This window comes from Paenibacillus sp. EB106-06-01-XG199, from assembly GCF_058791575.1.
Genome location: NZ_JBYTDQ010000001.1, coordinates 1077876 through 1101764 on the forward strand (window position 1 = coordinate 1077876; position 23889 = coordinate 1101764).

Sequence of the window (23889 nt, forward strand, 5' to 3'; positions counted from 1 at the left end):
AACCTTAAGTGGTCCCGCCTTTTCTGAAGGTTACCGGTAGGCGGTAGAGATCCTTATGAAGCTCCACGCCCTCTACTTTTTGGATTAGTAGACGTACTGCCGTCCGGGCCATTTCTTCAACAGGTTGTACAATGGTGGACAAGAAAGGATAAAACAAATCTTCTTTCTGAATTCCGTCATAACCTACTACCTTCACGTCTTCCGGAACATGGATTCCGTGTTCCCGTGCCCGCTTAATATATCGAGCCGCCAGCATGTCACCATTCACAAACACCCCGTCAACTTCTTTATACTGTGCAGCCGTTAAGATCTGATCAAGATGGGGGTTCAATAGATCCTCGTCGAGATCAGGAATTTCATAATCGGCTTGGGGCAGTCCCAGCTCCTTGGCAGCATCCATAAAACCGACTTTTCTCAAATCCACTTCGCCCCGGATTGACGTCGCAATATAACCTAGGTAAGCCGGATGCCGTACCCCTGCCTTGTGCAACTCTTGTAACGCGATACGCCCGCCGTTATAGTTATCCGAGGTGACGCAGGAAATCTCATCTTTGAAATGGCGGTCTATTGAAACCAGCGGGATGTCTTTGACAACACTATGTTCGATATCGTTGTAAGTAATGGCTATGATCCCTGCGACCTTATTCTGGTTCAGGATATCAAAATAATATATTTCTTTTTCGGGCTTGCCCTTGCTGTTGCAGAGAATCAATTTGTAGTCATGACGATCCAATTCATCTTCAATATAGTAGGCAAGCTCGGAAAAGAAGGGATGCCTTATTGTAGGAAGCAAAAGTGCAATCATCATAGACTTCTGCATCTTAAAATTTCTTGCCACCTCATTTGGTACATAATTTATTTCTTTGATCGCAGCTAGTACCTTCTCGCGGGTTTCCTGTTTGACTGAAGGGTGATTGTTAATGACTCTGGAAACGGTCCCAACTGCAACGCCGGCAATATCAGCAACCTCCTTAATACTAGCCATGTTGCACCTGCCTTTCTATTTGGAAACGTTTCATTCACTAAATGAAACGTTTCATTTACTTGTTGGATTTATTCTATCACCATTTTGGAAACGTTTCAATAGGATATTTTATTTTTTTTAATGTATCAAATATCTGCTCATTTGCCTGATGGGCAGATTAAAAAGCTTCCCGTCTTGCGGCGGGAAGCTATACTTAAGACCGCTATAATTTTGTGATCTCGGTTTGCATCTAAGCTAAATGTCCGTTCCCCCTACTCGTCTCAACTTGCTTGCCCCATAAACTCCCTGAAGTCTTCAACGATTTCTTTGGATTTGGTGTGGTGTAAATAATGCTCTGCATCGAGTTTTATGACTTTTCCACGTACAGAGTCTTTGGCCTGCGCTTCATGTAGTGGTATCCAGTTTTCAACAGATTTATTATCTGCTTGGATAAACAATAGAACGGGAAGATTTTTCGGGAATTTCAACTGTTGAGCTGCTTTAAAATTAGAAGAAATATTTTTCATTTCATTTAAGGTAGTGTCATTATTATTATTTTTATTTGCAATCATTTTCGATTGCTCTACGGTGTGAGCATCAAAGGGTAACGAAGCATAGGGGTCCTCCCCTACTTTTTTGATCAATCTTAAGAGACCGGATTTATTGAGGAATTTAAACGTTTTTAATGGGAATCCAGCATCCATTCCGCCTTGGGTTGGCACACTGTTATCGATTCCGATAAATGCATTTACTTCGTTTGGATATTTGTTAACATAATTCAATCCGTAAATACCTGCAATGGAATGGCCCATTAGCGTAAACCGGTCAATATTGAGCTGCTGCAAAGCTTCATGGACTTCAGTTGCCATATTGTCTGCGGTCCGCTCCTTATCGGTTTCATCACTTAATCCATAGCCGAACGGCTCAACCACGACAACTTTGTAGAACGGAGATAGTTCATCTACAAGCAGCTTAAAATCAAGTGCTGGAGCTGCTGTTCCAAAACCCGGCAGGAGCACGACTGTCTCTTCGCCTTCCCCTTGGATCAGCACATTCATATGTTTTCCGTCTACAGATACTAACTGGCCATAAGGTTCTATTTTCCCTTGTTCAGTTTTGTTACAAACCAGATTAACGATAAAAACAACGGCTAGAAACAGTACCATTAATCCTGCTAAAGCTCCTATAGATTTAAGGATTATGCGAAGTGGTTTGCGCATCCTTTTTTTTGTACCCTCTTCTTCTCGTTTCACACTCATCTTCTCCTGTCCTTATCTGTGTATTGGACTGCCTTAAGCGGGCCGTTATTGCAAAGCTTACATGACAAACATGTACTCCTTGTAACGGCAATGTGAACGGAGTATGAACAAACAAAATAAATGCAACGACGTAACATGCAAGGATGCTTGCACATGAGTCGTTGCATGGAGAATGAATCAAATTAATTAGCTGTTGTGCTTACCATGACTGGACTGGAATTGTCCCTTCTGCCGACGGACTTGATCACCAGGTTATATTGTATCTCTGGATTTAAATGCTCGATAACGGTGCTGTATTGCGTCGTTCCCGGCTTTACCGGCACATAAAGGCTCCAATACTTGCTGATTTTATCATCCTTTTCATAAATACGGAATCCCCTTATCTGTTCTTTGCTGGTCAAAGGCGTTTTCCAGGTTAATGTAGCCTTGGTCCCTTGAAGTTTCACCTTGAGTTCCTCCGCGGGAGCCGGTTTGGTGTCCGTTCGTTTGATGCCGTAATGATCGTATACCTTTAACCCGTTTTTTCCATAGCCACTCTTTCCTTCATCTTCTACAGCAGCCGTATAGGCATCAAACTTTAGAATTTGAGCTGAAACCGACACATCCGTAAACATTTTTTTCTCGGGTTGCTTATTTACTGCTGCAAAAAAGTCGTCATACGGTTCATTTTTGTAATAAAACTTGTTTCCAAAAGCATTGGGCATCAAATACACCGTTCCCTGCGGATTAACAACGTTGCCTGCCTCATCCTTCTCCAGCTTTTTCGGATCAATAACCTTATCCCCATACATCTGGAAAGAACGCATATACATATGATCGTGAGCCTCAAACACCATATCAATGCCAAGCTCGTCAAAGACTGGAATCAGATTCTTTCTGTAAAATTTAACGCGATCCCCTTCCCATTGTGCAGAATTATCACCGGATGCGTAAGGCGCCTTGTGAAATGCAACGAATTTCCACTTCTTATCAGACTTAGCAACTGTATTCCGCATCCAATCAATCTGGTTCCAGAACTGCTCATGCTTCTCATCATCCCAGTTCACAGAGCCATCTTCATTCAGCTTTCCGTCAAACTGAGAGTTGTATACCATATAAAGAGCGTCCCCATATTCAAAAGAATACACCGAGCCGTCATGCGTTGCTTCCACCACTTTCCGGGGCAGATTGAAGTGGTTGTAAAAGTTGTTATTCGGCGTTGTTTCATCCCCGTCCCAATCGGACACCTCATGTCCGCCAAGCACAGGAACGAAGGGTACTTTCATCAGTGACTGCTGTGCGAGCCCGAGCATCCACTGCCACTGCTCCTCCAGGTCACCGTTGTCGACCAAATCGCCGGCATTAATCAGAAATTTGGGGTTACCGATATGTTCATTTGCTTTGTTGAAGGTATCTGCCCAGGGTTCAAAACCCGATTTGCTTGAAGCCTGCGAATCGGAGCCGACAATAAAACGATAAGGCTGTGAGGTCGCCGTATCGGTCTCAAATGATCCGATGGAGCTCCAAACCGAGCCGTCACCCACTCTGAAAACATATTTGGTTCCCGGCTTTAATCCGTTTGCGGTTGCTTTATGGCTGAAGAACTTTTTCTTCTTTCCGGTCGTTCTGTCGCTCTTGGTCATATAAGTTGAAATTTCCTCAGAAGATCCGGTAAATTCGAGAACGCCATCATTCGGAAATTCGTTTCCGGTTCCCACTGCGATTTCAGCAGTTTGAACTTTTGTCTCCGCTGAGGAATCCGTGTACCATGCGAATGACATGCTCGTTTTGGTATCGCCGTTGAAAGTCATATTGATAAGAGTTGGCTGAGACGCGGATGGTTGAGTCGTAAAGCTCCATTCGACCTTACGGATCATGGGAGAGCCGTCTATTCCTTGGACCGCGGTTTTTGGAATGGAAACTCTGTACATTTTCCCTTGACCTAGTCCGCCATGCCCGATGCGCAAGGTCGTTTGGTTTATGACCTCAGCGGTAAGGGTTGGAACAGGCTGATTCTGGTCATCTCGAATCGTGATGGCCTCTTGATTCATCAGCTGTATTGATTTGTTGAATTTAACCTCAATCGGAGCCGTCACGGATACTTTTTCAGCTCCATCTCCAGGAGAATGAGACTTATCAATTGTCGGCGTTATGGGTGTTTTTCCAGGGATTAGATCACCCGTCACACGAATATTCCGGATTTTGCTGGACCCGCCTTCACCAATGCCTTCCGGATTATCTTTGGAGTTCGTGGCCAGATTAGAATTGACCAGCCAGCGGATATACAGCAGTTCCTTGTCGTCTGCGTTCGGCAGAGACAGCTTGCTGAGCTTACAGGATTGACCCGGACAACTGTAGCTTGAAACGGTCTTCATCTGAACAGTACCTCCCGGCACGTCGGTCCATACTGTCCGGTCCAAACTTACCTGTACTTTGAAATCGTTAGGACCAACCGGAGGAGCTTTGTTCTGAGGATAATTTGATATTCTTGTAGGCAGATGTAGCAAGGGTTGCCAGCCAATACTTTTTGCCCGCACCTTTGTCCCAGCCCTGATAGCTGATATCTTTAGCTTTGCTGTCGAAGTTTTCGAAATACCCTCCAGCCTGTTGAAGGCTCGAGGAAGACATGTACTCTCCTCCGGTGGCTGGGTGGCTTCCTGCTTCTCCTTTGTTTTTGAACACCCATTCGGCGATTACGCCTTCTGCAGCAGCAGTTTCCTTCTGTACAACAGAGGCTTGCTTGGGCTTGCCCGTCACGGGGCCGGCCAGTGAGTCTGCCGGGAATGACCAGGGGATCAACAGAAGTACCAAGAACATAAAGAATAGTTGTTTCGGATTACTTCCTCTCTTTTTCTGGCTTTGCATGGTTTTGCAGCCCCTTTCCCGTTCAAATGAACGGATTCGCTTGAGGATTCATTAGGAATCCCGCTTTCTTGAATATATCCCATGCCCGCCTCAGGATTCTCAGAGAATCTTATTGAAAAACCGCCGTTTTCAACATATCTTGCTGTTAACATTTTGTTTAACAATTCAAACCGCTTCGGCTACAATGAGAATATCATTAAATTACCGGAGTGCCGGAGAGGTGTTTGATATGAACTTTTTTCATTCTGATCCCTTTTATATCAGCCGAGAAAGTAAATCCTATTCCAGCATTCCTTCATTCCACTATCATGATGCTTATGAAATTCTGTATATTGTCTCGGGCGAACTTCATTATCATATCGGAAGCCAGCCGTTTCAGCTTGTGGGCGGCTCCATGCTGCTCATCCGAAAAAATGACGAACACCGGCTGATCAATCCCAATGGTGCAAAATTCGAGAGAGTAACACTGCTTTTTAAAGAAGAGTTTCTAGGCGGGTTGTTGAGCGGGGACTTGTCATTTCATCCGTTGTCCGCTTTCCAATCCGGTTCTGGCTCCCTCCGGTTAAAGGGTCAGGAGCAAGGTTATGTCGAAGCGATATTTGCAAAGATGGCCGCCGAGTCCGCGAATGAATTTCCGGAGTCTGGTTTCTATCTCAAAATCCTTTTGTCCGAGCTTTTAATATACATACACCGCTTATTAAACAGCGGACGTCCGTATATGAATTGCTCCACCAACCAGGTTTATCAGCGTATCTCCCATATCACCCATTTCATCAATCACCACTATGATCAGCGCCTGACCTTGGAGGAGCTCGCGGTCCGTTTCCATGTCAGTCCCTCCCATCTTAGCCGGACCTTCAAGGAATCAACAGGGTTTACCCTCATCGAGTATGTGAACCATGTTCGAATCAAACAAGCCTGCCATTTATTGAAAGAATCCAATTGGCAAGTTTCAGCTATTGCCGAAAGCGTCGGCTTCGGGAATTCAACTCATTTTGGCCGGACGTTTAAAAGCATCATAGGTCTCTCTCCCTTGAAATTCCGCAAGAATCCGCAGGCGGGATACATGGCCGTAAAACAACAAAAAGCCTGAATTCCATTAAAGGAGTTCGGCTCTTTGGGGGATATCACCATCTAATTCACTGATATCCCGAATCAGTTCTGCTGAAGGAGTGGTCATAATTATAACAATGAAAGGAATCTTTCGCACATGACAAGAGAAGTGAAAAAGCAATTGAATGAGGGGCCTAGAATTCGAAGAGAACAAGAATTGGTATCAAAAATGATTCGTATCTATTGCAGGAAAAAACATCATCAAACGGCCTTCTGTGAGGAATGTCAGGAGTTAAATGTATATGCGAGGAACAGACTTTCGCTCTGTCGATTCGGTGAGGAGAAGACGGCTTGCGCAAAATGTCCTATCCATTGTTACAAACAAGATTACCGTCAAAAAATCAAGGACGTAATGCGTTATTCTGGTCCATGGATGCTGCTGTATCACCCTATTGAGTCCATTAGGCATATTCCAATCCCAGGCAAAGGAAGAAAATAGCCCAGTCTGGAACTATGTATTCTGGCAAATGCTCCAGATCAGCAGGCGGTCCGAATAGGCTGCCGAAGGAACTCGGCAGCCTACCGCCTTGTGCTAGGTTACGATGTAGTATGTTCCGCATCATACTCGCTGGAAAGCTCTTTCAGCGACTTGATTTTACCATGGGGGTGCTGGTCCTGCTTTCGGGATTTCCACCCAGCTTCTTTTCTTTGCTTCTGCTGGCTCATCTCGGGTAGCCTCCTCTGGAATTGCATCATGTATACTACAGTAATAGGATGCTGAATATTACGTTTATTCATACGTGTTAGTTTGTTTTCATATTTGATGCTCTTGCTAATCCTGATTCAAAAACGTCCGGGTCCGCTCCCGCTGCGGGCTGCCAAAGATCTGCTCCGGTGTTCCAGATTCGGCAATTTCCCCGTTATCCATGAAGAATACACGGTCCGCCACATCGCGGGCAAAGTTCATCTCATGCGTGACGATAATCATCGTCATGTTCTCGTCCGCAAGCTGGCGGATGACACGCAGCACCTCACCGGTCAGCTCGGGATCAAGTGCCGAGGTCGGCTCGTCAAACAACAGGATGTCCGGGTTCAGCATCAGCGCTCTGGCGATAGCTACCCGCTGCTTCTGTCCACCTGACAACATGGAAGGGTACACCTCCGCTTTATCGGCAAGGCCTACTTTGGAGAGCAATTCCTTACTTTTCGCGGCAATATCCTGAGTGCCCTCCCGCTTCAGCGTTCGTGGAGCAAGCTCCAGATTCCCCCGTACGCTAAGGTGAGGGAACAGATTAAAGTGCTGAAACACCATGCCCATGGTCGCGGTAATCTCCCTTATATCTGCATTGCTGGAGTATTTTCCGTTCTCTACCAACGGTTTGCCATGGATAAGGATACTTCCGCCGGTAACCTCCTCCAGATGAACAAGACTGCGCAGCATCGTACTTTTTCCGGAACCGGAAGGACCGATCACTGCCACGACTTCTCCCGGTTTCACATCAAAGGTAATCTTCTTCAGCACATCGAGGCTGCCGAAAGATTTCTGCAATTGCTTAACTTCAATCATACTACTCATAATTGGACAGCCCTTCTACTCAAATTTGAAACGTTTCTCCAGTGCCTTGAAGAACAGCGTTAGTATTAATGTCATCAGCAAATAAATAACGCCAGCAACTACAAATGGGGTCACCGTAAAATCGCGGTTCACCGCCGTCTTCGCGTAATTCAGCAGCTCCGGTACAGCTACGGCATAGAGCAACGCAGTGTCCTTGACCAGAGTAATGGACTCATTAGCTACCGCAGGCAATGCAACCCGGAACATCTGGGCAAGAATTACCTTGCGAAGGGTCTGCCATTTGCCGAGCCCGAGAACCTTGGCCGCCTCATGTTGTCCTTTATCAATCGAGAGCATCCCGCCACGGAAGATCTCGGCAAAATAAGCACCATAATTAAGGATGAAGCCAAGACTGGCCGCAACGAAGCGGTCCATGACCAGATATTCCCCAATGACCGGAATCTGCGGCAAGCCGAAGCAGAAGAATAGCAGCTGCAGCAGTAGCGGAGTTCCGCGCATGACGTAAATATAAGTGTGCGCAAGCCAGGCTAGCGGTTTGATTGAGCTCTTGGCCATCAGTGTGACCAGCATCCCTAGCGGAATGGACAGCACGATGACAATCAGAAACAGTAAGGCAGTCGTCCGTGCACCTTCAAGCATCGGCCCGGCAATTTTAATAATGTAATCTATATTCATATCTTCAACCGACTCCTAAAGGAAACAATCTAGTTCAGTACTTTGTTTTCGCCAAACCATTTCGTTGAAATTTCAGCAGCCGTTCCATCACTGCTTAGTTCATCCAGAGCCTTTTGCAGCTCAGTAAGCAGTGCTTCATTGCCTTTCTTAATCCCGATGCCGTATTGCTCAGGAGCCAGTGATTCATCCAGAAGCTTGTAAGTACCGGTCTCCTTAGACATATAATATCTAGCCACCACTTCGTCGATAACCACTCCATCCAGGCGTTTCGACTTCAGGTCCGTCAGGGCAAGCACATTGTCCGGGAATTCGGATACCTTGTCAATCTCTGCTTTGATTGGACTGGCATTCAGGGCATCGGCAGCCGACGAAAGACTCTGCAGTCCGACTTCTTTTCCAGCCAGATCATTCAGCTTCGACAGCGCTGAATCCGCCAGCACGACTACAACCTGGCTGTTCTCCAGATAAGGCTTGGTAAACAATACCTTCTCTTTGCGCTCGTCTGTTATGGTGTACCCGTTCCATATCATATCAATGCGTCCGCTGTTCAGCTCCGATTCCTTGGCCGACCAGTCAATTGGCTGGAAGGTGATCTCTTTGCCCATTTTCTCGGCTGCTGCTTTTGCATAGTCAATATCAAAACCGACAATTTCATTGTTGTCATCTCTGAAGCCCATCGGAGCAAACTTATCATCTATACCGATCACCAGTTTGCCGTCATCACCTTTTGAACCGGAGCAGCCTGCGATCACTGCAATTGCCATAGCTACGAATAAAATTAATAATCCTTTTCTCTTCATCTCTCTAATCCCCCTAGTAAATGACACACTGTATGCTTCGCTTTAGCTCATTAACACGTTATCAGTTTATCATGATAACATATCATCTGAGCGGCGTCGATAGAGAAGAGAAACACTTCTGTGTCAAACAAGTGAAACGGCTACCGTCATCTAAGGACGGTAGCCGTTTCAGCGAGAAATACATTTTACAAAAATACCATCGCCTGTATTTTCAGGTGAATGGCTTAAAATAGTTTACAACGACCTCACGGAATTCCAGAGCAGCCGGTGAAATGTAACGGCTTTTGTGCCATAATAATGCGATCTCACGCGCCAAGTCATGATTTTTCACTTGGAGATAGTGAATCTGTTCCCTAGAATTCCTTGCCGTGCTTGGTATAAAAGCGATGCCGATTTCTGCCTCCACAAGGGCACTTAGCCTTGCTGGTTCATCCCCCTCATACACATATCTAGGTTCAAAGCCAACAGATTTGCATACATTGTCCACTAAATCGCGGGTACCATAACCTCTCTTTACACCGACAAACTCTTCATCTCTCAGTTCTGTCAAGGAAATGCTGCTTCGGTCTGCCAGCCGATGCCCTTTGGGAACCGCTACAAGAATGGGGTCAATGAAGACTATTTGGCATTCAATCTCCTCCTCCTCTATGGCAGGTGAGGACAAGCAGAAATCGACTTCTCCGCTGTGAAGAAGCTTAACCATTTCATGCGTGGTCAGCATTTGTACATGAAATTGGACATTTGGCCGCTTTTTTCGAAACTCCCGAAGGATATTTGGCAATGTGCTCGCGGCAGTCACCGCAAGTTCAAGAGTGCCTTGTTCCGGGGAGGAAAGATCATGCAGCTCCTGCTTTCCCTGTTCCAGTTCAAACAAAGCCCTTTCTGCCCTGCGGAGGAATTGGTTTCCGAACTCATTCAAGCGTAGCTTCCTTCCTATCCGGTCGAATAACGGGACTCCCAGATCTTCTTCCAGACGTTGAATCGTTTTGCTTAATGAGGATTGGGTAACGTGCAGGGTCCGTGCTGCTTCGGTCACATGCTCCAGCCGGGCTACTACGAGAAAATACTGCAGTTGAAGAAGTTCCATTTCATACCCCTCTCATTCCTTCTAGTCTATGAAATCATAACATAAAAGGCGTTGGAATAAATAAACGATCTCAAGTACGATGATATCAATACACTTGGGGAGGACCAAAAATGAATGCTCGCAGCAGGTGGCTGATGATCTCCGTGGGTCTGGGGATCCTTTTGAACCCATTAAATTCTTCGATGATTTCCGTGGCTATAGCAAGGCTGCAAAAGGTGTATCAGCTTGATTTTACAGAGGTATCCTGGATCATTTTCTCATTCTATATTGCGAGTGCTATCGCTCAACCTGTCATGGGGAAGGCCAGTGATCTATTCGGGCGTAGAAAGATCTTTCTAACCGGTCTTGTTGTAGCCTTCGTTGCATCATTATTAGCTCCGCTATCCCCCACCTTTGGGTGGCTCATTGTGTTCCGCATTGTGCAATCCATCGGAACAAGCATGATGGTTGCAGTTGGAATGGCCATTGTGCGAATTCATATTACGGAGAAACAGGCGACTGCGCTGTCCGTGATGTCCATTTTCCTATCCGGTGCGGCAGCTATCGGTCCCTTTATCGGTGGAGTTTTGATTCAATGGTGGGATTGGTCTGCGATTTTTCTCGTTAATATTCCGTTCGTGGTTACGAGCTTTGTGTTAGCTTGGAGGATGATTCCTAAGGACGAACCGCCAACATCCGTTTCATCCCAGATGTCGTTCCGTAAATGGTGTGATTTGATTGACGCGACAGGGATTCTGCTCTTTATCGTAGGTCTGGTCGCCTTGCTGGTGGGATTACTGTCAGCAAAATCTTCTGGCCATGTCTCGTTGGGTCCTGTCATTATCGGACTGATTGGCCTTTTTGCACTGGTGGCTTTCGTACGCCATGAGTTAAAAGCGGCATCACCCTTTATTCCTTTGCGCACATTCGCCAAATATCCTGAGATGACTTGGGTTAATATCGAATTCATGCTTGTTAACGTACTTTATTACTCACTCTTTTTCGGGCTTCCGTCCTACTTGCAAATGGTACGTCATGTCAACGAATCCCATACAGGGATTCTGATGTTAAGCTTAGGCTTGTGCTCGCTTATTGTTTCTCCACTAGCCGGACGATGGATTGATAAGTCAGGACCAGGGCCCGCATTGCTGACATCCGGAATACTAATGACACTAGGTTCGGTATGGATGGTGACCATGAACCCCACTTCACCGGTTATCAGTGTATGTGTGTCGTTGGCTGCATTCGGTGTTGGGAACGGGTTAAACAATGTCGGTATGCAAGTGGCTCTGTTCAAAAGTTCGCCAAAAGAAATGATCGGTGTAGCATCCGGCGTTTTTATGACATCAAGATATCTGGGAACCATTCTCTCTTCCTTATTGCTGGGCATCATAATGGGAGGTAAGTTCAGCGCTGGGGGATTTCGACTGCTTGGTGTGATCCTATCGGTCATTGCATTGTCTTTGGTATGTATGAGTTGGCGGCACAGGAACTCGCGACAACTGGAAGAGTCTTAGGTGATGCTCTAAACAAAGAAACTCTACAACCACATGGGTTGAAGAGTTCTTTTGTTCATTCTGCAATGAATGGTTGTTGAATTAGAATTTAAGGATTCCCGAGGTATGCAGCAACACCAGGAATACCAGAATCGGTGCAATATACCGGAGCATGAATAACCAGATGCGGAACCAGCGCGCCTGTAGTCCTGCCGCTTCTGCTGCCCCCTTCCAGAAATAACCGGCAAAAATGGTGATCAGCAGACCGCCAAGCGGCAGCATAATGTTGGAGGTGATGAAATCCATCCAGTCGAACAGGGCTTTACCGCCAAACGTAAGTTCAGGGAACATTCCCAGCGACATAGCTGAAGGAATACCGAGCAGAAAACAGACCAGAGACAATACCCAAACCGAACGTTGACGGCTCCAGTTCCAGCGCTCCATCGCGAAGGATACAGGCACTTCAAGCAGCGATACAGCTGAGGTCAAGGCGGCAATCGCCAGCAGGATGAAGAACAGACCACCGAAGAACGAACCGAAAGGCATAGCCGAGAAAGCCGCCGGCAGAGCGATGAAAATCAGCGAAGGCCCTTGGTCAGGAGCAATACCAAACGAGAACGTAGTCGGGAAAATAATCAATCCGGCGATAAACGCATAGATCAAATCTCCGGCTCCTATCGCAAGTGTAGCGGTGCCCAGCGACTGATTTTTATCTACATAAGAACCGTAGGTCAAAAGAATCCCCATGCCGAGTGACAACGAGAAGAAGGCATGTCCCAAAGCGACTAGCGCGGATTCTGCTGTCAGTACCGAGAAGTCCGGTTTGAGGAAGAAGGAAACCCCTTTATCTGCACCCGGTAAGGTCAGCGCACGAATCATCAATACAATAAGGAGAACAACCAGGCCGGGAATCAATACTTTATTGAACTTCTCAATCCCGCCCGATACTCCAAGGATAACAACTCCCGCAGAAATCAGGATGGCTACACCCTGCCAGACAATCGGCGAGTACCCTGAGATAAATGAGCCAAATTCACCTGCATAATCAGTCGTGCTGAACAGTTGTCCATTGAAGGCAATCATTGCATAGTGCAGCGTCCAACCTGCAACAATAATATAAAAGGAGAGGATTAGAAAAGGTGCAATCACTTGCAGTATTCCAGCTGCCTTCCACCCTTTTCCGCCTCCGGCACGGATGAACGACGTCGCCGCGCTTCCGCGTCCGCTGCGTCCGATGGCGAGTTCGGCCAACAGAACAGGTAAGCCGATTAGCACCAGACAGACGATGAAGAGCAGGAAGAAAGCCGCTCCGCCATTTTCTCCTGTAATATAAGGAAATTTCCACATATTCCCCAGACCCACCGAGCTGCCGATGGCCGCGAAAATAAAGCCGCTGGAGGAGAAACGTTCCTTTTTCTCTGAGAGCAGGCTTTTTTCACCTTTATACTGATTCATTTCATAACGCCCCATTTTCTTTTTTTAGAACTCATTATAGCTTAAGTAGCCATCGGAGTCATATGGTAATTTCTAATTTCTCAAATATTCATCCGTTAAAAGAGTTGTATTTATCATTTACAATGGGTTCTGTTTCAATTAGAATGGTTTACATTGTGTTATTAATTACTTGGTATAAACCATTCACAGGAGGGCTTTGATATGAGCAGCTTACCTAAGTCTGCCAGATTTCCACTTTTCATTCTAATGCTGAATCTGTTTATCGCTTTATTGGGACAAGGTATGGTCATCCCCATTCTTCCTGAATACTTGAAACAATTTAATGCCTCAGGGGCTGCAGCCGGGTATCTTATTGCTGCTTTTGGAGCCGCACAGTTTATTTTTTCACCTATAGGCGGGCAGCTTTCGGATCGGTGGGGCCGAAAATCAATGATCATATCCGGTCTGTTTTTAACGGTCATTTCTGATCTGATGTTTGCTGTATCTGCGACATTACCGCTTCTGTATATTGCCCGATTTATCGGGGGAATAGGTATTGGATTAATGGTTCCTTCCAATATGGCCTATGTCGCTGATATTACCACTCAGGAAACCCGCGCTAAAGGAATGGGATTATTGGGGGCTTCCATGAATTTGGGTATGGTACTTGGTCCAGGGTTAGGGGGGATTATCGCTGAGTTTGGCATACGTGTCCCCTATTTTTTTGCGGGTGGGCTTGGACTTGCAGCTACGCTACTTAGTATATTTATGCCAGAGACACTTCCCAGGGAAAGACGGAAATCCGTTAGTACACGGGTACATCGGGAGCCCCTTCGCAACCTGATCTTAAATTCTTTTCGGACTTCGTATTTCCGCTATCTCCTGCTCATTCTGATCATGACATTTGGTTTGATGAATTATGAAACGGTGTATGCCTTATTTGTGGAACAAAAGTACGGTTTTGATGCCACTAAAATCTCAATTATCATTACGGTAGGTGCAGTTATAGGCATCATTGTGCAGATCTGGCTGCTTGATTATCTTATTAAGCGGCTAGGCGAAATGAAACTTATACGTCTATCTTTGGTGATCACGGCAATAAGTTTGCTCTTGATGATCATCAAGTTTAATTTAGGTTATCTGATCGTAGTATCTGCCCTGTTTTTTGCCTTTAATGCATTCTTAAGACCAACGGTAAGTACGCTGATTGCCAACTCAGCTGGTGACCGGCAAGGATATGCTGCCGGATTAAATACAACGTATACCAGCATAGGAAATATACTTGGGCCGATTTTAGCAGGACAGTTGTTTGACAAACACATGAATATACCCTATATTTTTGGTGCACTTATCCTTACATCTGCGCTTTTCTTGACCTTGCGAAAGCCAAAAAATGATAAAGAACGGATTGCTGCCTATGACTGAGAACTGGCATCAGAATTTGAGAAACAAAAACAGGGAAGAACTAATTGCTGCGGCTAAGGAACTTTTTATGAAGCAAAGCTTTCTCAAAGTTAATATTAAAGATGTATGCCGCGTGGCCGGAGTAAGCCGGGTTACATACTATAAGCATTTTCAATCCATAGACGAACTGATCTTTGAGGTCCAGATGGAAATCCTCCAGAGTATGACCCAATTTGTTGGAAGAGCAGCTTCAGCCGAAATGAATGGTAAGCAGATGCTTGCTTCGATGCTGGAGGCTTGGATTGATTATGCTTCGCAACATCCAGAGTACATCAAGTTTATTCTTCTCTTCGATCTGCATTATGAAGCCTATGACTCAAGCGATGAACTCAAAGTGCAGTACAATAATTTTGTTAACCGGGAAAAAGAACGTCATTTCCTAATGGATGCTCTGGACATTGGTTTTAAAGATGGATCGTTAAAGTCAGATACTGAGCCCTTGAAGACCGCTCATTTTATCTTCATGTCTATGATGGGTTTACTTCAGAAAATGAGCTTGATTCCCAAGGGCGATTGGAACGGCGAACTTCAGGATAAACAAATGGCTAAGCGGTTTGTTGGAATGTTGGTTCAGCATTTAAGTGGAAAATAACAAATCCCCCTGCCTTTTGGGCAGGGGGATTTGTCCATAAATCTGTTTCTATTCATATAGATGAATCGAACCGGTAGGTCCAGAACTGTTCTGTGCCGAACCTGCTGCGGATTTCTTCATCACTCAGCTCCCGGTTGCCAACGAGTTCCGCCGCTTGGAATTGCGAACGGTGCGCTGTAATCGAGGCCATTTTATTAACAAGGAATGATGTTACATCTACGGTCACATCTGCTTTCCCGATAACCGTCTCGTGATTGCTGGCGAAGGCGCTGCAGTGCACAAGCGGCCTTTCTGCCGCGGGGAGCCGGCTGATGGTTCGGATGACGGCTGCCCCGGTGGCATCATGATCGGGATGCACACTGTACCCTGGATAGAAGGTGATGACCAGTGACGGGGTCAATTCCTGGAGCAGTGACAGGATGCGGGAGTCCAGCAGCTGCTGGTCTTCGAACTCAATCATTTTATCATGGAAGCCGAGCATCCTTAAGTCTTGAATGCCAATCGCATGGCAAGACGCTGTCAGTTCCTCCTTGCGGATTGCTGGCAAGCTGACACGGCTCGCGAACGGCGGGATGCCCATATTGCGGCCCATCTCCCCTAGTGTCAGACAAGCATAGGTGACTTGAGCGCCGCCTTCTATGTACATAGCCAATGTCCCTGCTGCAACAAATGCTTCGTCATCGGGATGGGGAAATACCACTAAGATGCGCTCATGTTTGGCTTGTTTAGTATTCATGGCTGCTTGATCCTCCGCTTTCATTAGAACTTGTCCCGGCTTAATTGCAATGACACAATTAGCTTTCCTTGACTGTCGTGCCCAGCCATGATTAGGCGTTCATGCTCATTCTCATCAACATGCGTAAGGCCCTCTGCATAAATCCAGCCGTTTGCTGTCTTTAATCCGACCCGGTAAGGACCTGTGCCGGAGATGGAGCCGTGCGTATATGAGACGGCCGCGTTGGTGATGAACGCCGAAGCCGTTGGCCGGCTGCTGTCCAAATGACTGGCGTAGGCGCCTGTGGTGAGTTCAAGGTGCAGGTAAAGTTCCTGACCGGTGAGGCGGTCGATCACAGTTTGGATGTCTTGAGGATGTATCGGCAGCATAATGGCCTCCTTGATTGGTGTTTTACCCTTCAACTATATCAGCTTGCAGTTCCGTTGCAATTTCAATCATTTTGGGAACTACAGCTTCGTTGGAAATAGCTACATACAAATCACCCATGTAAAGCCGGAAAGGAATTTCCACATCCCCCTGCTTCCACATCCAAAAGTCTCCATCAATGGACATGTTGCTTTCCGGGCCTTTTACGGTAAAAACCTGTGAGTATGCAAAGTCGGGCTTTGCTGCAAAGTAATCTTTGCATTCATCCAAAGAGATGGATGGCTCCGCATTGTTTTCCTGCATTGATCGTGTAATACGAAAACGCTGATTCATTGATATGCCTCCAAATTTGTGAAATCTGTATCCTCTACAAAACAATATTCTCTCATTCTCGGAGTCTACTGTCAAAACTATAGTGTACATAAAATGAACGATTGCTAGCCTCTATCTGTCTTATTGATGAGAACAACAAAAAAGGGGGTGCAGCAGAATGACTGACCGGGAAATTTTCGAGCTCTATAAAGAAGATGTTTATTATTTTTGCTACTATTTGATGAAAAATCAAGCTGATGCTGAGGATATTAGCCAAGAGGTATTTGTCAAAGTGATTTTGGCAGATAGATCAAAGGTAAGAAACCTGAAATCGTGGATTTTGCGAATTGCTTCGAATGAGTGCAACAGCCTGATTAGAAGGCGTAAAACAGGAGTGATGAAAGAATTACGTAATTATTTACTATCCAGGTCTCAGGATTCCAACCCTGTCGAAGAGCATTTAAATCACCGGGAAACTAAAAAAGAAATTCAAGGCTTATATAGTAAGCTTCCCGACAAAATCAGAATGGTAGTAGTCCTTCGTTTTATTAACGAATTGACTGTACCCGAGATCTCTAAAGTGATGGACATACCCGAAGGAACTGCAAAATCCAGACTAAATAAAGGGCTTAAGCTGTTAAAGGGCAAAATGGCTGGAACTCAACTAAAGGAGATGAGCAGTAATGAATCAGTATATTGAAAAGGATAAGAACATTCCCCTGCCGGATTATGATTTAATGTGGACAGCCATAGAAAAAGAAGCCTATCAACGCCAAATAAATCTGCAGCCTTCGCAGAATATTCCTAGACATCGTGCGAAGGTTGTTCCCATCAGTATCGTTTTCTCATGTATCTTGCTTGTCGCCATTCCTGTATACGCTAGTGTGACGGTCAATTGGGATAAAATTGGCGGCCGTAGTGTGACCAATGCATTAAAAAACGGTATTGGCCAGCAGTATGATCTCCAAGCTTCCAGTTCTGGAGTTACAATGAACTTGAACGGTGTGGTGACGGATGGAGAAAAAATGAGAATGCTCATATCTCTGGATACTAAAACCGACCTAAGCCAATATATTGGAATTGCTACAGAGAAAAATACCATGACAAGTGAATCCGGTAGCGAGGCAAAAGTATACGGCAATTTAGAATACGACCCGGAAAGCAAGAAACTCCTTGGTGTATACGAAACCCCTGATACCTTAAAGGATGATAAAAAAGACTACAAATTTGAAGCGGAAAATCTTATTTTTCTCCGTAATAGGGATATTCCCTTAAAATCTAATCATCAAGCTGGAGATACGATTGTTACCGGATCTACACAGTATCCAACCCTCCATATTGAATCCGTTAGACAAGCTTCAAATCAAACCATTATCCGCTATAGGGTCGCTGCATCACCGTCTGACTTGGGACGTGGCAACCCGCATCTGGTAGTTCATGCTGGTGGTCAAGTGAAAGAAGCAGTTCCCACCATCATGCCTAACGAAGGTTCGGATTTGTTTATTGAACAAGTATTCGATATGACTGAATCCGATTGGAAGGACGCCAGTCTTCATTTCAGTTACATTGAAGAAGCAAAACGGATTTCAGGCAGTTGGAAGTTTGATTTTAAAGCAGATGGAAAAAAGGCAAGTGAAGCTATGTACACTAAGAAATTGTCTACCAGTCCTGAAGTCCAGGCAAAGACAGGCATAACCTTCGATCAGCTGGTGATCACCCCTTTAGATATCCAGATCCTAATCAATGAAGAAGAATCGCTCAAAAAAGGAATTGTCCACTACAAAACTGCTCAGCTGGTTATAGGGGATAAAACAATCGCCGGGGATCGGGTTTTAAAAGGGGATCATCCCGGAAGCTATCAGCATTTATTTCAATTTGAAACTTCGGAGTGGTATAAGAACTGGTCGGACGTTCCAATAAAACTTAATTTGAAAGATGCTGTCATTCAGAAACGGGATACCTCTAAGAATTGGATCACGCTAAATAAACCTAAGAAAGAAAAGCAGTCCGCCAAACTTAATGTGGATGGCTTTGAAATTCAATTCACGTATTATACAGAGGGCGATAATTTGATGGTCGAGTCCCATTCCGAATCCCCTGGCTTCAAGGGTGTTAACCAAACTACGCTACGGATTAACGGCAAAGAAATAGTACCTGAAATTACACCTAAGGGTATGGTATCTACAGGGGTTAATATCGATAGCTACAAAGGTATTCCCTTTGATGAAAAGATTGAACTGAACCCTGGTATTTATAAATACAGCGATCCAAGCCGGAATGAAGAAGTTAAACTCTAACTGAATTTAATAATAAACCAGCGGCAGTCTTGGATTGGAAAATAAAATCCTAGACTGCCGCTTCTGATATCAGTACTCCCTTTTATTCCCCTTCTTTACGAATTCCCACTCGACCTCAACATTTTTTCTGACTCTTAGTAGAAGACGAAACAATGTTTCTTGTTCTTTTTCAGAAAATCCTGCTAACGCAACCAAATCGGTATGATCCCCTTCTCTCTTCAGAAAAGAGTACGCTTGCTTACCTTTTTCAGTTGTAAATAGCCTTTTGATTTTCCTGTTCGTTTCATCGTCTTTCTTTTCAATAAAGCCTTGGATTTCAAGCTTTTGAATCGCACGTGCTGCTGTTGTTCGGTCCACCTTTATCATTTCCGACAGCTTTTCTTGAATAATTCCCGGATTCTCATATATTCGAACCAGATATAAATACTGCCCTTTCGTAAGATCTAATTCCTTGAACTCTATATTACTTATAGAATCTAATGCCCTTGCAATCATTCCAACTTCACGAAGGATCTCCTTCATTCAAATCACCTGCCGTCCACTATTGTTGTACTTATAATTGTCGTTAATTCATTATGACGTTCTTCATATAAAAAATAAATACAGAATGGATCGGACAAGAATGAATCTCAAAGGAACCGAACGCCTTGGACCGATTGCTAAACCGTACATTAGCCAACTCTGCTAACTGAGTACAAGAGCTGAATACTATAGTCCGTTTACAGATTATATTGAAGACCCCCATAGTGTTTTTATGACGAAAGAATAGAAGCCTGCAAATTAAACAGCACGTCTCCCAGAAGGAATGGAAACGTGCTGTTTGCGATTCTCAGTATGGTTAGATTAGAAATGTATCCTAGATAAGCTGAAATCCCCTGCTCACTCGTTCTGCTGATTTTCCAAAGCGGCTGCACCTTCAAGCAGCATCAATCCACTCAGCTGCACGCTGAGCTGAACCGGCAGTATAGGCTTATGCTCCCAAGAAGGGCCGCAGAGTCCCAGCTCGTGGTCCAGTCCTTTCGTCCATATAGCATGGGCATTCGCCAGAATAACTTTACGGATAGGCAGTGTTCCAGGAAACTGCTTCTCCAGCTGAACCCAGTAGCGGATCAGAATTCCTTTGAACAATCCGGTGTCATCAATGCCTTCATCAGGCAGCATGAGTGTAACTGGGTGGCATAATCGGCGTATGCTTGTGTCGGCTGTCCACAGAGCATCGTCTGCATATTGCTGCTCTCCTTTAACACGGTACAGTTCCAGCGCCGCTCCAAGAAACACTCCCTGGCAGTAAGTGAATTCCCAGTCATAATCAATCTGGCCGTCTCCCAGCCTGTTGATTCCGTCCCATACAAAGCCGGAGCCGGGATCCACCAGATGGGCTTTGTTCCATTCGTAAATGCGGACCGCCCATTCCAGATCCTCCGGATCCCGGAACAATCCGTACAAACGGGCAGCCAGAATGGCGGCGGGCGCATTAGCCGGGGTGTTCTTATAATCCAGCTGATCCTTCTTCCAGGCCATTCCTCCCCCGAAATGGCTGTTCCACGCGGTTTGAATATCAGACCACAGCTCCAGCACAGCATTCTTGTATTCTTCTTCCCCGGTAGCCTGGTACGCCCGCAGCAGCGCAAGAGCCGTCCACTCCATATCATCATAATAATTATGGGAGAAGGTACCGCCATTATAAGCACGCAGACAGCGGCTGAATTCGCGGATACGCAGGGGAGCTGCGGGATCTCCCGTTCGTTCATAAGCATCGACAAGCACATCCATCACATGGGCCTGCCACCAATAATAGAAGTTGTCGTCCAGACGGATATGCTCTTTGGGAAACCACTGATTCATAATACCGGTCTCTTCATTGTAATAATGCTGCTGGAGGCAACGCTGGAGCCAGTCCGCACGTGCCTTCCAGTCCGCCTGTGCTGAAGCTTCAGCAAAAATGTCCATAGAATCATCCCCATCTGGCGTTAATTATTCACCGATAATAGTGCCAAGCTCAGCCATCCGCTCCAGCAGCTTTATGCCGCTGAGCTGAGAGCTTAGCTGTACAATGCCGCCGGGCGGGTGGCACCAGTCCGTTCCAAACAACGCACTTTCCGCCGCCTTCCCTCTCTCCCAGAGAAGTTCCGCATTTCTGTGAAGAAAGGATGCAGCTTCTCTGGCCTCAGGATCGGACTTTACAAGTTCGGCGGTATAGCGGACCAGTATGCCCTTGAACAGACCGCCATCTCCGCCGCCCTCATCCGGCAACACCCTGAGCTGCGGACCGGTTAGCTCTTCAACGGCTGCCGTGAAGGTCTGCCGGGCATCTTCAAGGTAGCCGGCTTGATCCGTAATCCGGTACAGTTCAATTGCGGCGCCTATATACACTCCTTGATTGTAGGTGTATTTCCAGTCTTTATCAATTATGCCATCCCCCTCACGGTTCAGCCCATCCCAGACAAAACCGGTCTCCGGGTCGACGAGATGTTTCTTTTGCCAGCTTAGAATCCGTTCTGCCCATTCTAGATCCTGCGGATCACCGAAGGCCTGATACAGCCGGGCAGCCAGGATGGCGGCAGGCGCGTTGGCCGGGGTGTTTTTATAATCTAGCTGCGATTTCTGCCAGGCGATGCCGCCGCCCATATGATCGTTCCAGCCCGACTTGATGTCCCGCCACAGAATTAATGAAGTCTGCTTGTAGTTCTCCTTCCCCGTTGCCTGATACGCACGTAGCCATGATAGTGCCATCCATTCCATATCATCATAAAGCTCATTTGGCCAACTCCCGCCATTGCGGCGGAGAAGACCTTCATGCAGCGAGGCGAGACGCTCTTCGTACCGTCTGTCTCTTGTCCGCAGCAGACCGTCCACCAACGTATCCACGGCATGGGCCATCCACCAATAGTGAAATATAGTGTTGCATTCTCCATTCGGGCAAGGCGTCTCAATGTTGTACATGCCCATGTCTTCGTTCCAGAAATAATGATCCAGCGCTTCCTGCGCCTTGTCCGCCCGTTCCACCCACAGTCGTGGCTCAATTTTCAATTGCTTCATAAGGCTCTCTCTCCTCATATCTGATCTGGTTTCAGTAGCTGCTTACCCTTTAATACCGCTGAACGCAATGCCCTGTACAAAATAACGTTGCAGGGCCAAAAAGAGCACCAGTATCGGCAGAATCGCGACCAGCGCACCGGCCATCATCGGCCCGTAATCGGTCTGAAAGTTATAGGAAAAGGCCTGCAGCCCCATTTGAATGGTCGCTTTATCCGGATCATTTAAGACGATCATCGGCCAAAGGAAACTGTTCCACCCTGCCTGAAAGGTGAAGATGCTTAAGGTAGCCAGTGCAGGTTTCGTGAGCGGCAGATAAATGCGCCAAAAGATCTTAAATTCACCGCAGCCCTCAATCCGGGCCATTTCCAGCATGTCGCTGGGCAGGGTGAGGAAAAATTGCCGCATGAAGAACACCGCGAACGTCCCGGATGCGCCCGGCAGAATAATGCCCCAGAAGGAGTTCATCAGTCCGTTGCCGCCACTGCCGAAAAGATCATTGCCTCCGGCGAATGGAATATGGCGCATCACATAAACGGTCGGAATCATGGTTACAATGCCGGGGATCATCATCGCAGCCAGGAGGACCCGGAATACCGGCTTATTCAGCCTGAATTTCAGTTTCGCAAAAGCATAGCCGCTGAGGGAGCCAAAGAATAAATTGGCCAGTACACCGGATACGGCAAGAACAAGCGAATTCCAGAAAAATAAAGCAAATGGCACGGTCGAGAATGCTTTGCGGTAATGATCAAAGGTCAAATGCTTCGGAAACCATTGGATCGGCATCGCAAAGATCTCCTCATCCGGTTTCAGGGACGTTAGTACGCTCCAATAAAATGGCAGGAACATGGCAACAGCAATAACGATACATACGATATAATAAATGGATTTGTTAATGCCCCGCTTCAGGGCGGAGCCGCCGGTAACACCCATAGCTGTAAGCCTCCTTTTTTCCTGGGCAGCCCTGTTTAAATGACTGACTCTTCCGCTTTGGATATCCGCATATTGATCAGTGAAAAGACCAGGATGGCCATCGCCAGTACAAAAGCCTGCGCAGAAGCATAGCCCATTTGCAGCTGGTTGAAGCCTTGCTGGTAGATCAGATAGACCGGTGTCTTCGTGACATTGGCCGGCCCTCCCTGCGTCAGAACAAAAGCCTGGTCAAACAGCTGCAGTGCACCGATGATGGCCATGGTACTGACCAGGAAAGTTGTCGGCCGTAATTGCGGCCAAGTGATATACCGGAAGCAATCCATTTTGTTGGCACCATCCAGCCGGGCCGATTCATACAGATAATCCGGAACGCCTTGCAGACCTGCCAGATAAATAATCATATTAGAGCCAACGGACTGCCAGAGTGTCAGCAGGACTATTGAGAGCATGGCCGTTCTTGTCTCGGACAACCAGGCCGGTCCTGTAATCCCAACATAGGAGAGCAAACCGTTAATCAGCCCAAATTCCGGGTGCAGCAGCCAGATCCATACCGTTGCTGCCGCGACAGCTGAAGTCAGCGTAGGCAAATAATAAAAGGTGCGGAACAGCTTCACCCCGCGCCACGCCCGGCTGAGCAGCAGTCCCAGTAGCAGTGAAATTAGAATATTGAGCGGCACAAAAATCAGCGAATACAGAAACACATTGCGGAAGGTTTTCCACAGCAGATCATCATGAGCCAGCCGCCGGTAATTATCAAGCCCGATCCAGTCATTTCGGCTAAGCACATCATAATTGGTAAAGCTGAGATATAAGGCCATTACTACTGGAATAATTGTAAAGACCACGAACAGCAGCACTGTAGGCGTGATGAACAAATAAGCAGTCCGCGCCTGATGTCTTTCCACTTTTCTCATGGAAGCCATACAACTCCCCCCTTCATTATGCGGCAAGGTTCCATAACAGCAGGGAGGCACCGCCTCCCTGCT

Annotated in this window: 25 protein-coding genes; 7 read left to right on the forward strand and 18 right to left on the reverse strand. The window is 46.3% G+C overall.

The annotated features are described in order from the left end of the window. Nucleotides 1-4: 4 nt before the first annotated feature. From AC3WT9_RS05225 to AC3WT9_RS05240, 4 genes are all read right to left on the reverse strand, one after another. Nucleotides 5-985: a LacI family DNA-binding transcriptional regulator gene (locus AC3WT9_RS05225; protein WP_341093254.1), complete on the reverse strand. Its 981-nt coding sequence runs from the start codon at nt 983-985 to the stop codon at nt 5-7. A gap of 260 nt (nt 986-1245) precedes the next feature. Further along, nucleotides 1246-2223, reverse strand: coding sequence for an alpha/beta hydrolase (locus AC3WT9_RS05230; protein WP_341378655.1), 978 nt, complete (start codon nt 2221-2223; stop codon nt 1246-1248). 182 nt (nt 2224-2405) lie between these two features. Continuing rightward, nucleotides 2406-4577 carry a fibronectin type III domain-containing protein gene (locus AC3WT9_RS05235; protein WP_492407462.1) on the reverse strand — a complete coding sequence of 724 codons (2172 nt, stop codon included), beginning with the start codon at nt 4575-4577 and terminating at the stop codon, nt 2406-2408. Nucleotides 4578-4644: 67 nt separating this feature from the next. Beyond that, complete coding sequence (locus AC3WT9_RS05240) at nt 4645-5067, reverse strand: hypothetical protein (protein ID WP_492407463.1); 423 nt, start codon at nt 5065-5067, stop codon at nt 4645-4647. A gap of 229 nt (nt 5068-5296) precedes the next feature. Here AC3WT9_RS05240 and AC3WT9_RS05245 point away from each other — a divergent pair, with 229 nt between their 5' ends. Then, nucleotides 5297-6160 (forward strand): helix-turn-helix domain-containing protein, encoded by an 864-nt coding sequence (locus tag AC3WT9_RS05245; protein WP_492407464.1) that lies wholly within the window; start codon nt 5297-5299, stop codon nt 6158-6160. Nucleotides 6161-6277: 117 nt separating this feature from the next. After that, on the forward strand, nt 6278-6619 hold the full coding sequence (locus AC3WT9_RS05250; protein WP_341093248.1) for a nitrous oxide-stimulated promoter family protein: 342 nt from the start codon (nt 6278-6280) through the stop codon (nt 6617-6619). Nucleotides 6620-6717: 98 nt separating this feature from the next. On the opposite strand, the gene AC3WT9_RS05255 is transcribed toward AC3WT9_RS05250, so the two are convergent. The 5 genes from AC3WT9_RS05255 to AC3WT9_RS05275 form a co-directional block, all read right to left on the reverse strand. Beyond that, the gene (locus AC3WT9_RS05255) at nt 6718-6846 is read right to left on the reverse strand and encodes a DUF6254 family protein (RefSeq protein ID WP_231578275.1); all 129 of its coding nucleotides are present in this window, start codon (nt 6844-6846) and stop codon (nt 6718-6720) included. Nucleotides 6847-6952: 106 nt separating this feature from the next. Next, nucleotides 6953-7696, reverse strand: coding sequence for an amino acid ABC transporter ATP-binding protein (locus AC3WT9_RS05260; protein ID WP_445935335.1), 744 nt, complete (start codon nt 7694-7696; stop codon nt 6953-6955). 15 nt (nt 7697-7711) lie between these two features. Further along, on the reverse strand, nt 7712-8371 hold the full coding sequence (locus tag AC3WT9_RS05265) for an amino acid ABC transporter permease (RefSeq protein ID WP_341093247.1): 660 nt from the start codon (nt 8369-8371) through the stop codon (nt 7712-7714). Nucleotides 8372-8400: 29 nt separating this feature from the next. After that, complete coding sequence (locus tag AC3WT9_RS05270; protein WP_340898263.1) at nt 8401-9171, reverse strand: amino acid ABC transporter substrate-binding protein; 771 nt, start codon at nt 9169-9171, stop codon at nt 8401-8403. Between the two features lie 211 nt (nt 9172-9382). Beyond that, a complete protein-coding gene (locus AC3WT9_RS05275) occupies nt 9383-10258 on the reverse strand; it encodes a LysR family transcriptional regulator (protein WP_341093245.1) in 876 nt (291 codons plus the stop codon). 110 nt (nt 10259-10368) lie between these two features. Between AC3WT9_RS05275 and AC3WT9_RS05280 the strand changes: the two genes are divergently transcribed. Next, nucleotides 10369-11754 (forward strand): MFS transporter, encoded by a 1386-nt coding sequence (locus AC3WT9_RS05280; protein ID WP_341093244.1) that lies wholly within the window; start codon nt 10369-10371, stop codon nt 11752-11754. Between the two features lie 81 nt (nt 11755-11835). Here AC3WT9_RS05280 and AC3WT9_RS05285 read toward each other — a convergent pair whose 3' ends face one another. After that, entirely contained in the window at nt 11836-13188 is a 1353-nt protein-coding gene (locus AC3WT9_RS05285; protein WP_341093243.1) for a sodium-dependent transporter, read from the reverse strand. A 201-nt stretch (nt 13189-13389) separates the two neighbouring features. Between AC3WT9_RS05285 and AC3WT9_RS05290 the strand changes: the two genes are divergently transcribed. Together AC3WT9_RS05290 and AC3WT9_RS05295 are read left to right on the forward strand one after the other, a co-directional pair. Further along, on the forward strand, nt 13390-14592 hold the full coding sequence (locus AC3WT9_RS05290) for an MFS transporter (protein WP_341378652.1): 1203 nt from the start codon (nt 13390-13392) through the stop codon (nt 14590-14592). Then, nucleotides 14585-15223 carry a TetR/AcrR family transcriptional regulator gene (locus tag AC3WT9_RS05295; RefSeq protein WP_341093240.1) on the forward strand — a complete coding sequence of 213 codons (639 nt, stop codon included), beginning with the start codon at nt 14585-14587 and terminating at the stop codon, nt 15221-15223. The genes AC3WT9_RS05290 and AC3WT9_RS05295 overlap by 8 nt, the downstream gene beginning before the upstream one ends. A 52-nt stretch (nt 15224-15275) precedes the next feature. Here the strand turns inward: AC3WT9_RS05295 and bshB2 are convergent, their stop codons facing one another. The 3 genes from bshB2 to AC3WT9_RS05310 are packed head-to-tail and all read right to left on the reverse strand — an operon-like array spanning nt 15276 to nt 16658. Next, on the reverse strand, nt 15276-15959 hold the full coding sequence (bshB2, locus tag AC3WT9_RS05300) for a bacillithiol biosynthesis deacetylase BshB2 (RefSeq protein ID WP_341378650.1): 684 nt from the start codon (nt 15957-15959) through the stop codon (nt 15276-15278). 23 nt (nt 15960-15982) lie between these two features. Beyond that, nucleotides 15983-16327 carry a YojF family protein gene (locus AC3WT9_RS05305; protein WP_341093238.1) on the reverse strand — a complete coding sequence of 115 codons (345 nt, stop codon included), beginning with the start codon at nt 16325-16327 and terminating at the stop codon, nt 15983-15985. 22 nt (nt 16328-16349) lie between these two features. Then, on the reverse strand, nt 16350-16658 hold the full coding sequence (locus AC3WT9_RS05310; protein WP_341093236.1) for a hypothetical protein: 309 nt from the start codon (nt 16656-16658) through the stop codon (nt 16350-16352). Nucleotides 16659-16815: 157 nt separating this feature from the next. Between AC3WT9_RS05310 and AC3WT9_RS05315 the strand changes: the two genes are divergently transcribed. After that, nucleotides 16816-17337 carry an RNA polymerase sigma factor gene (locus tag AC3WT9_RS05315; protein WP_341093234.1) on the forward strand — a complete coding sequence of 174 codons (522 nt, stop codon included), beginning with the start codon at nt 16816-16818 and terminating at the stop codon, nt 17335-17337. Next, nucleotides 17321-18934 carry a DUF4179 domain-containing protein gene (locus AC3WT9_RS05320; protein ID WP_341093232.1) on the forward strand — a complete coding sequence of 538 codons (1614 nt, stop codon included), beginning with the start codon at nt 17321-17323 and terminating at the stop codon, nt 18932-18934. The genes AC3WT9_RS05315 and AC3WT9_RS05320 overlap by 17 nt, the downstream gene beginning before the upstream one ends. A gap of 69 nt (nt 18935-19003) precedes the next feature. Here AC3WT9_RS05320 and AC3WT9_RS05325 read toward each other — a convergent pair whose 3' ends face one another. The 5 genes from AC3WT9_RS05325 to AC3WT9_RS05345 form a co-directional block, all read right to left on the reverse strand. Then, a complete protein-coding gene (locus AC3WT9_RS05325; protein WP_341093229.1) occupies nt 19004-19456 on the reverse strand; it encodes a MarR family winged helix-turn-helix transcriptional regulator in 453 nt (150 codons plus the stop codon). 357 nt (nt 19457-19813) lie between these two features. Continuing rightward, nucleotides 19814-20884 (reverse strand): glycoside hydrolase family 76 protein, encoded by a 1071-nt coding sequence (locus tag AC3WT9_RS05330; RefSeq protein WP_342479808.1) that lies wholly within the window; start codon nt 20882-20884, stop codon nt 19814-19816. 24 nt (nt 20885-20908) lie between these two features. Continuing rightward, a complete protein-coding gene (locus AC3WT9_RS05335; protein ID WP_341378646.1) occupies nt 20909-21973 on the reverse strand; it encodes a glycoside hydrolase family 76 protein in 1065 nt (354 codons plus the stop codon). A gap of 42 nt (nt 21974-22015) precedes the next feature. Beyond that, nucleotides 22016-22903 carry a carbohydrate ABC transporter permease gene (locus AC3WT9_RS05340; RefSeq protein ID WP_038592017.1) on the reverse strand — a complete coding sequence of 296 codons (888 nt, stop codon included), beginning with the start codon at nt 22901-22903 and terminating at the stop codon, nt 22016-22018. 35 nt (nt 22904-22938) lie between these two features. Then, nucleotides 22939-23826, reverse strand: a complete 888-nt coding sequence (locus AC3WT9_RS05345) for a carbohydrate ABC transporter permease (protein ID WP_038592014.1) — start codon at nt 23824-23826, stop codon at nt 22939-22941. Nucleotides 23827-23889: the final 63 nt, after the last annotated feature.

Bases quoted from the DNA above. Each gene is read 5' to 3' on its own strand.
- AC3WT9_RS05225 (WP_341093254.1), bottom strand. From the start codon at position 985: ATGGCTAGTATTAAGGAGGTTGCTGATATTGCCGGCGTTGCAGTTGGG.
- AC3WT9_RS05230 (WP_341378655.1), bottom strand. From the start codon at position 2,223: ATGAGTGTGAAACGAGAAGAAGAGGGTACAAAAAAAAGGATGCGCAAA.
- AC3WT9_RS05235 (WP_492407462.1), bottom strand. From the start codon at position 4,577: ATGAAGACCGTTTCAAGCTACAGTTGTCCGGGTCAATCCTGTAAGCTC.
- AC3WT9_RS05240 (WP_492407463.1), bottom strand. From the start codon at position 5,067: ATGCAAAGCCAGAAAAAGAGAGGAAGTAATCCGAAACAACTATTCTTT.
- AC3WT9_RS05245 (WP_492407464.1), top strand. From the start codon at position 5,297: ATGAACTTTTTTCATTCTGATCCCTTTTATATCAGCCGAGAAAGTAAA.
- AC3WT9_RS05250 (WP_341093248.1), top strand. From the start codon at position 6,278: ATGACAAGAGAAGTGAAAAAGCAATTGAATGAGGGGCCTAGAATTCGA.
- AC3WT9_RS05255 (WP_231578275.1), bottom strand. From the start codon at position 6,846: ATGAGCCAGCAGAAGCAAAGAAAAGAAGCTGGGTGGAAATCCCGAAAG.
- AC3WT9_RS05260 (WP_445935335.1), bottom strand. From the start codon at position 7,696: ATGAGTAGTATGATTGAAGTTAAGCAATTGCAGAAATCTTTCGGCAGC.
- AC3WT9_RS05265 (WP_341093247.1), bottom strand. From the start codon at position 8,371: ATGAATATAGATTACATTATTAAAATTGCCGGGCCGATGCTTGAAGGT.
- AC3WT9_RS05270 (WP_340898263.1), bottom strand. From the start codon at position 9,171: ATGAAGAGAAAAGGATTATTAATTTTATTCGTAGCTATGGCAATTGCA.
- AC3WT9_RS05275 (WP_341093245.1), bottom strand. From the start codon at position 10,258: ATGGAACTTCTTCAACTGCAGTATTTTCTCGTAGTAGCCCGGCTGGAG.
- AC3WT9_RS05280 (WP_341093244.1), top strand. From the start codon at position 10,369: ATGAATGCTCGCAGCAGGTGGCTGATGATCTCCGTGGGTCTGGGGATC.
- AC3WT9_RS05285 (WP_341093243.1), bottom strand. From the start codon at position 13,188: ATGAATCAGTATAAAGGTGAAAAAAGCCTGCTCTCAGAGAAAAAGGAA.
- AC3WT9_RS05290 (WP_341378652.1), top strand. From the start codon at position 13,390: ATGAGCAGCTTACCTAAGTCTGCCAGATTTCCACTTTTCATTCTAATG.
- AC3WT9_RS05295 (WP_341093240.1), top strand. From the start codon at position 14,585: ATGACTGAGAACTGGCATCAGAATTTGAGAAACAAAAACAGGGAAGAA.
- bshB2 (WP_341378650.1), bottom strand. From the start codon at position 15,959: ATGAATACTAAACAAGCCAAACATGAGCGCATCTTAGTGGTATTTCCC.
- AC3WT9_RS05305 (WP_341093238.1), bottom strand. From the start codon at position 16,327: ATGCTGCCGATACATCCTCAAGACATCCAAACTGTGATCGACCGCCTC.
- AC3WT9_RS05310 (WP_341093236.1), bottom strand. From the start codon at position 16,658: ATGAATCAGCGTTTTCGTATTACACGATCAATGCAGGAAAACAATGCG.
- AC3WT9_RS05315 (WP_341093234.1), top strand. From the start codon at position 16,816: ATGACTGACCGGGAAATTTTCGAGCTCTATAAAGAAGATGTTTATTAT.
- AC3WT9_RS05320 (WP_341093232.1), top strand. From the start codon at position 17,321: ATGAATCAGTATATTGAAAAGGATAAGAACATTCCCCTGCCGGATTAT.
- AC3WT9_RS05325 (WP_341093229.1), bottom strand. From the start codon at position 19,456: ATGAAGGAGATCCTTCGTGAAGTTGGAATGATTGCAAGGGCATTAGAT.
- AC3WT9_RS05330 (WP_342479808.1), bottom strand. From the start codon at position 20,884: ATGGACATTTTTGCTGAAGCTTCAGCACAGGCGGACTGGAAGGCACGT.
- AC3WT9_RS05335 (WP_341378646.1), bottom strand. From the start codon at position 21,973: ATGAAGCAATTGAAAATTGAGCCACGACTGTGGGTGGAACGGGCGGAC.
- AC3WT9_RS05340 (WP_038592017.1), bottom strand. From the start codon at position 22,903: ATGGGTGTTACCGGCGGCTCCGCCCTGAAGCGGGGCATTAACAAATCC.
- AC3WT9_RS05345 (WP_038592014.1), bottom strand. From the start codon at position 23,826: ATGGCTTCCATGAGAAAAGTGGAAAGACATCAGGCGCGGACTGCTTAT.